Origin of the sequence: Prevotella rectalis, assembly GCF_900607215.1 — a bacterium.
In the GTDB taxonomy this organism is placed as follows: Bacteria; Bacteroidota; Bacteroidia; order Bacteroidales; family Bacteroidaceae; genus Prevotella; species Prevotella brunnea.
The window spans coordinates 851,465-862,010 of sequence record NZ_LR027820.1; the positions used below are offsets into that span (position 1 = coordinate 851,465).

The following is a 10,546-nucleotide window of genomic DNA, read 5'->3' on the forward strand; positions in this document are numbered from 1 at the left end:
CTTTCATATGTTGTCTTTGTTTCCTCCATCGCCACGGCTGCCAGGAGGAAGATGACAGACTTCTCTGATGGCATGGATGTCCTCATTTGGATGGTTCTCCTGTACTTCCTGTTGAGCCTTTCAATCCAGTTGGTCGTATATATGCACCTCTGCACTTGGGGCGGGAAGTCCATATACGTGAAGTAGGCACTGTTGCGTTCAGCCTTGTACTTTCTTAGTGCAGGATATTTCCTTTCCCATTTCTCGACAAAGGTAATGAATTGTTCGTATCCCTGCAAGGAATTCATCTCGTTGTTCTCCAATTGGAACACTTCACTGAGCTGCTGCGCCATTACCGGTTTGTCTTTATGTGATGCGCCGCTGAGTATCTGTCGCTTGACGTGTGCCACGCAGAACTGGTGTGCGGCACCGGGAAAGGCTGCACAGACGGCATTCTCTATTCCTTGCAATGCATCGGAAACGACTAAGTCTATCTGTTCGACGCCTCTTTGCTTCAAGGCCTCAAGCTCGTCTTTCCAGCAAAGAGCCCCTTCTGTGGGATGATTGACAACCGTGAGCACCTCCCTGCTGCCGTCTTCCAATACCCCCAGAATGGTATAGTAGGCCTCCTTGGACACCTGTCTGTCCCTACGGGTGGAAATAAAGGTGGCGTCGATATAGACGGCTAAATAGTGGGAGGAAAGACTACGGCAAAGCCACCGTTCGACGTCCTCACGGCAGCTACCGGCAAGATGCGATACCTGCTGCTTGCTGTAGGAACGACCATAGACGCAATTGGAAATCTCGCCTATCTGCTCCGTGGTAAGACCTTTGGTGTAGAGGAGGTTGAACAATTTGGCACGTTCCTCGCTTTCGCTGCGTATCAACCCTAAGAGAATGGGATAGAAGCTCCCGCTACGACTGCGCGGAATACGGAGCGAGAACTCAAAGCCGTGACTGTACCAACGGCGGGAACGGAAGCCATTGCATTGCTCATGGGCATTTTCGCTGACGAACAACTCTCGTTCATGATACATCAGGGAGTTCATGATTAATGACTGAAGGGTAACAAAACCCTCGCTGCTGCTTGTGTAATTCGAAATAATTTCCGAAATTTGCGAATGTGTAAGTTTCATTTTTTTCTTTTTTAAAGTTATCAAATACAAAGATAAGAAAAAAGGAGCTTACACACTTTTATAGGACAGTACCAAATTCTAAGGTCATTTCACGTTGATGAGGTATTAAAACACCAAGTTAAAACCGAACCTGATGCCTTGTGTAGATATTCCCGGTAGATTAGTGTAAGTAAGTCGGCGGATATAATCCACTTCAAGGCATTTAAGAATATTATGAACCCCCAAGACAAGTTCCAAATAAGGGTCGTTGGACATTATTCTTGTGTCTTCTGGGAAGCGATAGAGTATCGGATCGTTGGCATTTTGTTTCAGCATCGGATTGTTTTTATCGGTAAGATGTCCCCACATTCCCTTAAAGGCGATATACTCTCGCCACTTTAATTTCTTGAGTAACGGTACGCGGTTGAAAATCTTTCCCTCAAGATTCCATGCCAAGTTGAATTGAGTGTAGCGGTCATTCAAGAACTCCATGTTCTCCATCAAGTTAAATGTTCCTTGGTGCTCGAAATATGAGGTGTTTACAGGGGGCATAATCAGGAGGTGGTAGGGCACTTTGTTCCATTGCGCACCCGCTTTCACTCTTGTGTCAATATATCCCCAACTACCCATCCAAAACCTTTTGTAGATTGATAATTCCGTTAGGTTATACTTAAAATCCGAACCTAAAAAATTCTTTATCCCCATGGTATGGGTAATCACATATTGAGGTGCGTCAAGATTTACCTCCCGGCGATGTTGTTTTGTATTAATGTAACTTTGTCCGGGACGATAATCCAATCCGATGGTAAATGATGTGTTTCGTATGTTCTTTACAATTGTGCCATCCATCTTCTCATAGATTAGCTTTCCCATTGACCGATTGTTTTCTGTTGAAAACCTAAAACTGGTGGCAAGTCCATAGTCGGTTTCCCATGTGAAGTTGATCAGTTGCCTATCGTAAAGATACATCTTCTCTACTTTCATGGGTTTGAAAGTCATGAAAATGTTATCTTTATTGTGTATGAGGAATTTATCAGAAGGCGACTCAATATCTCTGTACGACTCCACGGAGAGCGTACGCATGGGAAACTCCATGGGCTGGTATTCTGGTTTGTTAAATGAGTAAATTAGCTTTGCACCATAATAATGTCTCTTGGATTTTGTGCCATACGCATAATAAACATCCCCAAACCAATGAGGATTTAATTTTGCAGTTGTACGTGCTGCTGCTCTTAGACGAATGCCGTCTATATAGTTCTTTGATATGAACGCATTTATGGGACCAATATCAACTTTGCTTGGAGCTGTTGAGGAACCGGTTTCTACAAAGTTCTCCACAAGTGCCTTAATGCCGAACATTACCCATTTGAAGTTCTTGGTTTGACCCATGCGCGAAACGAAAGATTCCATGTTTTCTTCACTTTTTGTAAGTTCCTTAGTTCGGTTTTGGCTCCAGAATTCTTCGTTGCGCATTTTGGCATCCGGGTCATAGAATAGCTTAGCTCTTCCTTTAAAGAGGTGATTATCAATGGGGGTAAACGAATAATCTTTCAAACCAGTTGTGCGAATGATGATAACTCTTCTCAGTAAGTCGGTTAATTGTAACTCTGCTATCATGTTGTCTGTGGTCAAAACCCAATCTCCATTGGGAAGCCTTGTGTATTCCTGCTGAAATCGTATGGCATCCACAAAATTCACTCCAGTATTGGTTGGAAGCTGCATATCGCATTTTCTAATGTGTAAAGAGCTGTCGTTTAGTATATAAAGTTCACCACGAAATCCAAAATCCTGTTGGTTCGCGGGCATAAATTGCAAGCGGATGCATTGATCGTTATCTACCATTACCGTATCATCAATGTAGAAATGATAAAAAGAAATGGCAGTTGAACCAATGGGTGAGGGGAAGCGCGATTGGAGAAACGCGATTTGATCATCGTATAAATTGATGTCTTTGAACACATCCTTTGCCATTGTATTAATAATGCTGCCGGTTTGAATTAGCTTTGAAATACCCTTGGTGGTTTGTCCCTTGATAATGTCTTTTTCGTTTTTGGGACTTTTTCGATAAATATGTTGGGTAAGCGTTTCGTCAATAGAAAACGGAAGAATAAGTTTGTCGTTATAGGGGCATAATTCTACTTGGTCTTTCAGCCATGGAGCTTTCTCAAACACCCCTCTTTCCATATCTTCAGGGGTTAGGTTGTTTAAAGCCATGGTTATTTTTTGATATTTGGTGTATTGATAATAGTCGTGATTTTCCAAATGAGTCATTTCCTTTGCGGCAATAACTCTCTTCATGAGTTCTACCGCCGGATTGTTTTTCCTTGTATATTTTCTGCGACGCTTTGCCTTCACGACAACTCCCTCAAGTTGTTTTGCGTCGCTTACCAGCCTGATGACTAATTTGTTAGGAGTTTTATTGGTGATTTTAATTTTTCTTGGTTTGTAACCAATTGTTGAAACTGTCAGAATCTCTCCATTGTGTCTGGAAATAGAAAAATTACCAACTGAATCAGCTGATGTGGAAACTCCTAATTTGCTGTAAAATGCGTTGACAAATCCAATGTTGTCATTTGTTTGAGCATCAACAACAATGCAATTTAAATTCTGGGCACTGGCAGTAAATGCCAATGTCCAGAAAAGCAAGAGTGTAAATAGAGTTTTAATCGATTTCTTCATCTGCTTCATAACCACCCATTTCGCGGATGGCGTTTTTGAGCATGGTGTATTGTTGAAAGAGATTGTTTACTGCTTCTTCCCCTTTGGTAAAATCATGCATCGGGCTCTTTAGGAAGAAACTTAGGAATCGCTGTATTCCATATCTGCCTGCTCGAGCAGCCAAATCGCTTAGCAAGGTGAGATCAAGCAAAAGCGGAGCTGCCAATATGGAGTCGCGACATAAGAAATTAATCTTTATTTGCATAGGATAGCCCATCCAGCCGAATATATCGATATTATCCCATCCTTCTTTATCGTCATTGCGTGGTGGATAGTAGTTGATGCGGACTTTGTGATAAATATTGCCATAGAGATCCGGTTGATCTTCTGCTTTACAAATTGTCTCGAGTGTAGAGAGTTTGCTCACTTCTTTTGTGTGGAAATTCGCAGGTTCATCCAATACGAGTCCATCGCGATTGCCAAGAATATTTGTTGAGAACCAGCCAGACAAACCTAAGGAACGTGTCTTGATGATAGGTGCAAAACCAGATTTTACGAGGGTCTGACCTGTTTTGAAGTCTTTACCTGATATAGGCATTTTTGTTTTTTCTGCAAGTTCCCACATAGCCGGAATATCAACGGTAGTATTGGGAGCACCCATGATGAACGGACAGCTTTCGGTTAATGCTGCGTATGCATAGCACATCGAAGGTGCAATATGCTCGCGGTCATCAGCCTTCATCGCATTTTCAAGTTGAGATAGTGTTTTATGAACTTGCTCATCATAAGGAACATAAATCTCTGTCGATGCAGCCCAGATTACAACAACTCTGTCGCATTTGTTGGCCTTCTTGAAGTCTTGAATATCTTTCTTTAACTCCACGACCATATCCCAGCGGGTTTTGCAGTCTTTTACGTTGTCCCCGTCAATTCGTTTTGCATAATTTTTATCAAAAGCAGCCTTTAATGGTTTAATGGCTTCCAGCTCATCGCGAACAGGTTCTATGTCCTTTGCCTTTAATACTTCTGCATAGACAGCTGCCTGATAAGCGTTTTGCGGATACACATCCCATGTGCCGAACACAATATCATTAAGGTTAGCGAGCGGAACAATGTCCTTATAATGCAGATACTTTTTCTCTGACCCGCGACCAACGCGGATTTTGTCGTATTGGGTCATGGAGCCGATAGGCTTTGCTAACCCTTTCCGTGTCATTAAAACACCGGTCATGAAAGTTGTGGATACTGCACCGCAACCTACCACCATAATTCCTAACTTGCCCTCTGCGGGGGCTACTTTTTCCTGTTTCATGTTATTACAGTATTTAAGTTCATTAAATAACGGCTATTGCGCCTGTTTATTGTTATTTTTATTATTATTTCCTAATGGTCTGTCTGTAAGTTGTTTAAGATGGGTGATGATTTTATCTGCAACACAATTTGGATATTGTTCTTCTGTCCACCCTTCGCCTTTTAACCATACAGTTTTGCAGCCTATTTCGTGTGCCGGTAAGATATCTTTTGTATAGCTATCTCCAACGACGATAACATTTTTCGGCTCCATTTTCAATTTATTGATACCTATTTGAAATATAGCAGGATCAGGTTTTCTAACTTTTACTATCGCACTTTCGACAACATCGTCGAATATATCGTCCAATCCGAATTCGTGAAGTACTACGGACATGTTTCCATAGAAATTGCTCACTAACACCATGGGATGTCGTTCTTTTAGATTTAAAAGTATATTCCTGCTCTTTGCCGTTACTTTCTGTACATGATGATACAAATCGGTCACGACAGCACTTTGCAAACTTGTAGAGGAAATATCGGAAGATGTTAAAATTCTCTTTTGCAACAGATACTCAAATTCAATTCTGATCTTTGTTTTCAGTGTTTTAAGAAAGGTGTAGTCTGATTGAATGATGGGATGTTTTCCTAACATTCTCTCAGCATGAACATAAGCTTTCCGAAACATATCTTCTTTGATAGGTATGTTTTGTCGTTTATAAGCATGCCAAATCATCTTTCCCCAATGACAGCCATCCGTGTCTAATGTTCCTCCGTAATCGAATATATATCCTTGTGTTTCCATGACTAACTATTATCGTTTAATTTGAAATACATTTTCTTGCAGAGAACTTCATGTCGTTTGTGCATATACATATATATAATGTTATAAAGCGTTATCTCTAAAAAGAGATAAATCCAAGGGCAATTCAGTAGGCAAGTGATGTAAATAAGGATGGCACGCGAATTAAATGTTAGAAAATTCGTCATGGGCATTAATGAACGACTTTCCTTCAGAAACTCTTCTTTCCACGCTTGTGGGATGTTTTCGGTATTTGGGAACTTTTCTTTAAGTTCTTTCCGCAGCTTTTGAAATTCAGGAGTCCTTTTTTCCTGACTTTTGCAATAATTTTGATAGTTTGAGTGAAATGCCTTTTCCCAAAACATTCCTTTTCTTTCTTTTAAGCTCTCAACAATTTCATGCTCTGTCGCATAAGAGTCGAGTTCCGATCCCTCTTTTCCTTTCAGGAAATAGAGGTGGATTTGTCGATAGTAATCACTTAGGGAGCTTTGTGGCGAATGACTGACAATTCCTGCCAAAGCTGCTATGGCAAGCCCATACACGCCCCAAGGTTCAGTTGTTCCGGGTATGTGTTGATGCCAAATGCGCAAGACAATAGCCAAGTAAATGGCAAAAAACCAAACGTCTCCTGCAAAACCGTCAAGGCAACGTCCAATCATAGATTTTTGGTTTGTGAGTCTTGCCAATTGTCCATCTGTAGAATCGCAAAAGTTAGCAAACATCAGGAGAAGAACTCCGCAGACATTATGCACAAAGTCTGTGAAGTAGAACATCACTCCTGCTGCAACGCCTAAAAAAATTGAAAGAATAGTAATTGCGTTTGGGGTTACTCCCAGTTTGTTCCAAAAGATTGCAAACGCCAAACCTATCGGACGTGTAAAATATACGTCAATCCATTCTTCGGTGTCTTCAGACTTCAGTGATGATGCTAAAAGTTCTTTGAATCCTTTTCTCTCTATATTGTTATCTTTCATTGTTTTCTTTTTATATAATTCACGATAGCTGTCGCAGCGACTTCCCTGCAACGAGAGAAGCTTGGCCAATCATTGAAGTCGATAATGAAAAACTCTCCATGATTATTGATGATGGCATCACCTCCATAAATGGGAACTCCTGTTAGTTTTGAGAGTAATTCGGATTTATCTCGAAGTTGCTGCCTGTTAAAGTCAGTATGTTTGGGCTTTCCATTTTTCATCTCATCGCCAAATTTGGTTATTCCATCGTCTCCGGGATAGTATATCTTAAAGAAATCACTCCCTTCCACTCCGTAGAACTTAATTAAATCACCCTCGATGTGCGCTTGAACTATGATGTCTTTAATTCCTCTGTCTGCAAACCTCTTCTTAGCATTTTTCAATTCATTGTCATCAGCGCAATATTTCACATCCTCTCTTGTTTGCGCGGCGGCATCTCCTCTTTTTATCCAAAAACCATGACTTCCTTTTTGTGGTGGCATGGGAATTTCATATTGTTGCATTAGTTGTTGAAGATGACTTCTCTTGCAATGTTCAACTCCTTTTCCCGGATTCAGTATCAGAGCGTTTTCCGGCGACTTATCTTTTAAGATATTCAAAGTCTCAGGCAATCTTCCCATATTCAAAATTAGTTCACAATCGCGGATGGATTCTGGTGTAAGTTCTTTTTCCGGGAATATGGTGCCGTTAAACGATCGTGATACCATTTCGAGGATTAACCTATCGTTTTTTACCGAGTTTGGAGAGAACCTCTCGTCCCTTTGAATTGCTATTACCTTCATTTCTTCAGGAACTTTTCGGCCTTGATAATGTCATTGGCATGATCTATGTCCAACACTTTGGAAAATGGATAAGCTCTTACATTCCAACCGTCTTGTAGTAATGCTCTTTGGAAATTGCGCATTCTACTATTCCCACTCTCAATACAGCGGATAAGTGTTTCTATGGTTTGGGGGGTTAATCCGTAAACTCCTGCGGAAACATATTCACAATTATTCTCTTGCGTATCGAAGAAGCCTTTTATTTTGTTGTCTTCTTCCACCTCGACATAAAGTGGCTTCTCGTCATCAATGAAGGTTGTTACGCCCATTAGTGCATCGACACCTTCGTTGCAAGCCTGTTTGAATGTGCTTACATAGTCTGCAAATTCATTTTCATCGAATATCGTATCTACTGTTGTCAGTATAAAAGGATCATTATTTAGAAATTTACTTAGCTCATGGAAGCTGTGCATGGAACTGGGAGTGGATTTGATGATGTAATGAATGGGAACGTGCAACTTTTCCATCAATCTTTGTTTCAGTTGTTGCAAATGATTGCTTACATCTTTCATCTCGCTATTGCAGATGATGTGGATATCCGTAGCTCCGTTATTTCCGAAAATTCTTATTAATCTGTCGATGAGAACTTCACCATTGATTTTCACCAATGGTTTGGGTTGTTTTATTCCTTCACTCGCCAATCGAGAACCTTCTCCTGCCGCGATGATTGCATATTTCATATTTTCGATATTCTTTTTATAGGCATCGGTATGATGTGCGCGTTGTAACAGTTGTTGCGAATGTTTTTACAAGCATAGTTATTGTGTAACAATAAGCTCTCACCATACCGGTATCAATAATGCTTAGATACCAACACTGTGTGACGGTGTGAATGGTAGATTTTATGCAAAGATACTATATTTTTCCTAAACAAATTATGGAAAACAATAAAATTCCTTGAAATGTATAATCTCCCTAATATTGTCGGGTTGTACAGCATCTTCAGCTGATAAGTTCTTTTACCGGAATGTCATTTAATTTGTGCAAATAATCCTCCCGAATCGTCTCAAACTGTTTTGCGGTATGGGGACTAATGATTTGAGCAGTGTCCAAATTTAAATAGTTATATTTGTCTTTAGGATAAGATTCCAACAGCGTAATCATTTTTCCAATTGTAATTTGGTTCGTATCCATGGTGGGCGAAAATGTTATTTCAGTCGTGTCCATGGAATTGTTTTCAGCTATTAAATTTACATTGCACAAATTATGTAAGATTTCCGTTGTAACCCGAATGGGAATTTTAGTTACTGTTTTTAATTCCAACGCGGTGTAAGGATGCTGCCCAAGCGAAAACCTCTGACAGATGTGGCTTAGGATGATGCCACTCATGATTAGTCTGTTCTCGTGGCTTACATCCTTCATATCAATGAGATATTCGTAGAACTCTAAATTCTGGTTTGTGTAACATAGCTCAGCTCCAAACAGGCAGATATACCAAGAAATTTGCATCCATAGCATGAATAAAGGGAGAGCTGCCAATGAACCGTAAATGGCATTATAACTTGTCAAAAATATTTGTCCATGTATATATATCCATTGCAAAACCAACATAAAAGCTCCTGCCAACATTCCGGGCAGCAACGTTTTTGTAGCCTTCACCTTTGTGTTTGGCATGAAGATGAAAAGAACGATGAAAATGATAGATATAACCATCCATGGCAAAACATATCGGATGGAAAAAGTCGCCACAGACCCCAATAACCAATAGTCTTTTAGTCGATCAGCAAAGCCGTAAATGAAAATACTCAATCCGGACATGATAATGATGGCTATAGGCACAAGAAACATCATTGCGGTGTAATCTGTGAGAATTCTTCCTATTGGCCGGCTGCCTTTTACCTGCCATATAGAGTCAAACACTTGCTCCACTGTATTTATCAAGGAGATGATACTATAGAACATGAAAATCAGTCCTATACCGATGAATAATCCGGTTTTCGCATGAACTAAATAGGAATTTGCCAATTGAATAAGCCAATCAGCCACAGCCGGTTGCCCTGAGAAAGTTTCTCTGCAAACTTCCTCCATATACTTACCGAAACCAAATCCGTTTGCAATAGCAAAAATCATGGAAGCTATGGGAACTATCGCAAGAATGGTACTGAACGATAATTGTGTGGCATAGCCAATATGCCCACGTTCAAAAAAGAACTTTATTGCCAAATATAATTTCTGTAATAACCGGATAAAAAAGTTTTTACCGGGGGAAAGGCTGTTGTCTTTTCTCCATATCCCAATCTTGAAAAAATGTTTTATACGTGCTAAATTGATTTTCATCGACGTGAGCGTGTGTTAGATTTTCACTACAAATTTACGAAAAAATAATGAATACTCCGACTTATTGCCTTGACTTTCTTGATTTTTATAACGATAGTTCTTGATAATGAACTATCTATATGTTGATATTTAGGACTTTACTTGTTTTGCTTTTGTAGCTTTATCCCAAATTTGGCATTATTATGTCCCTCCAACTCGTATTCAGATAATGATAAACAGACGCTTGATAGCGAACATTCGGTCCACCTATCAATACGAAATTATATTACAAAAACCGTGTCTGAGACACACTCTGTAATCTATTGATAATCAAGACAATATTAATTGCGATTTAAAAGCTAAGCTTTTGCACTCCGATTCATGACCTTTTGCATTGCAATAGCTTACCTTTTGCTGTGCAAAAGCTAAGCTTTGAATGAACGAGTGAAGAAAATTTAGGACATTATTGAACTTTTCCCATACCGCCGAGAAGAATTTTCATGTTTTCAACGTCCCTGTACTTGCTAATTCCAAATAGAAGTGCAAAATCTCTGTGGGTGCAATAACTATGAAAAACACCGCGGAGGTTTGCCTTGCGGCTGGGGGCGCGAAGCCCCCAAAGAGCATTGACGGATAACTTAAGCAATACAA

Annotated in this window: 7 protein-coding genes and 1 pseudogene; all 8 read right to left on the minus strand. The window is 40.1% G+C overall.

Annotated features, from left to right (window positions below):
• A pseudogene (locus tag E0E16_RS04670) lies at positions 1-1,115 on the minus strand (IS256 family transposase); the annotation flags it as partial.
• A 105-nt stretch (positions 1,116-1,220) separates the two neighbouring features.
• Positions 1,221-3,773, minus strand: a complete 2,553-nt coding sequence (locus E0E16_RS04675) for a DUF5686 family protein (protein WP_240048133.1) — start codon at positions 3,771-3,773, stop codon at positions 1,221-1,223.
• Positions 3,757-5,064 (minus strand): inositol-3-phosphate synthase, encoded by a 1,308-nt coding sequence (locus E0E16_RS04680; RefSeq protein WP_130829226.1) that lies wholly within the window; start codon positions 5,062-5,064, stop codon positions 3,757-3,759. Before E0E16_RS04680 ends, E0E16_RS04675 begins: the two co-directional genes overlap by 17 nt.
• Positions 5,065-5,097: 33 nt before the next feature.
• Positions 5,098-5,847, minus strand: coding sequence for an HAD family hydrolase (locus E0E16_RS04685; RefSeq protein ID WP_130829228.1), 750 nt, complete (start codon positions 5,845-5,847; stop codon positions 5,098-5,100).
• 2 nt (positions 5,848-5,849) lie between these two features.
• Entirely contained in the window at positions 5,850-6,818 is a 969-nt protein-coding gene (locus tag E0E16_RS04690; RefSeq protein WP_130829230.1) for a CDP-alcohol phosphatidyltransferase family protein, read from the minus strand.
• Complete coding sequence (locus tag E0E16_RS04695) at positions 6,815-7,600, minus strand: hypothetical protein (protein ID WP_130829232.1); 786 nt, start codon at positions 7,598-7,600, stop codon at positions 6,815-6,817. Before E0E16_RS04695 ends, E0E16_RS04690 begins: the two co-directional genes overlap by 4 nt.
• Positions 7,597-8,319, minus strand: a complete 723-nt coding sequence (locus E0E16_RS04700) for a nucleotidyltransferase family protein (protein ID WP_130829234.1) — start codon at positions 8,317-8,319, stop codon at positions 7,597-7,599. The genes E0E16_RS04695 and E0E16_RS04700 overlap by 4 nt, the downstream gene beginning before the upstream one ends.
• Before the next feature lie 262 nt (positions 8,320-8,581).
• Positions 8,582-9,802, minus strand: coding sequence for a YihY/virulence factor BrkB family protein (locus tag E0E16_RS04705; RefSeq protein WP_321166764.1), 1,221 nt, complete (start codon positions 9,800-9,802; stop codon positions 8,582-8,584).
• Between the last annotated feature and the right edge of the window lie 744 nt (positions 9,803-10,546).

What these genes read in the sequence shown, in the direction of transcription:
- E0E16_RS04700 (WP_130829234.1), bottom strand. Translation starts at nt 8,319, where the DNA reads ATGAAATATGCAATCATCGCGGCAGGAGAAGGTTCTCGATTGGCGAGT.
- E0E16_RS04675 (WP_240048133.1), bottom strand. Translation starts at nt 3,773, where the DNA reads ATGAAGAAATCGATTAAAACTCTATTTACACTCTTGCTTTTCTGGACA.
- E0E16_RS04690 (WP_130829230.1), bottom strand. Translation starts at nt 6,818, where the DNA reads ATGAAAGATAACAATATAGAGAGAAAAGGATTCAAAGAACTTTTAGCA.
- E0E16_RS04685 (WP_130829228.1), bottom strand. Translation starts at nt 5,847, where the DNA reads ATGGAAACACAAGGATATATATTCGATTACGGAGGAACATTAGACACG.
- E0E16_RS04680 (WP_130829226.1), bottom strand. Translation starts at nt 5,064, where the DNA reads ATGAAACAGGAAAAAGTAGCCCCCGCAGAGGGCAAGTTAGGAATTATG.
- E0E16_RS04695 (WP_130829232.1), bottom strand. Translation starts at nt 7,600, where the DNA reads ATGAAGGTAATAGCAATTCAAAGGGACGAGAGGTTCTCTCCAAACTCG.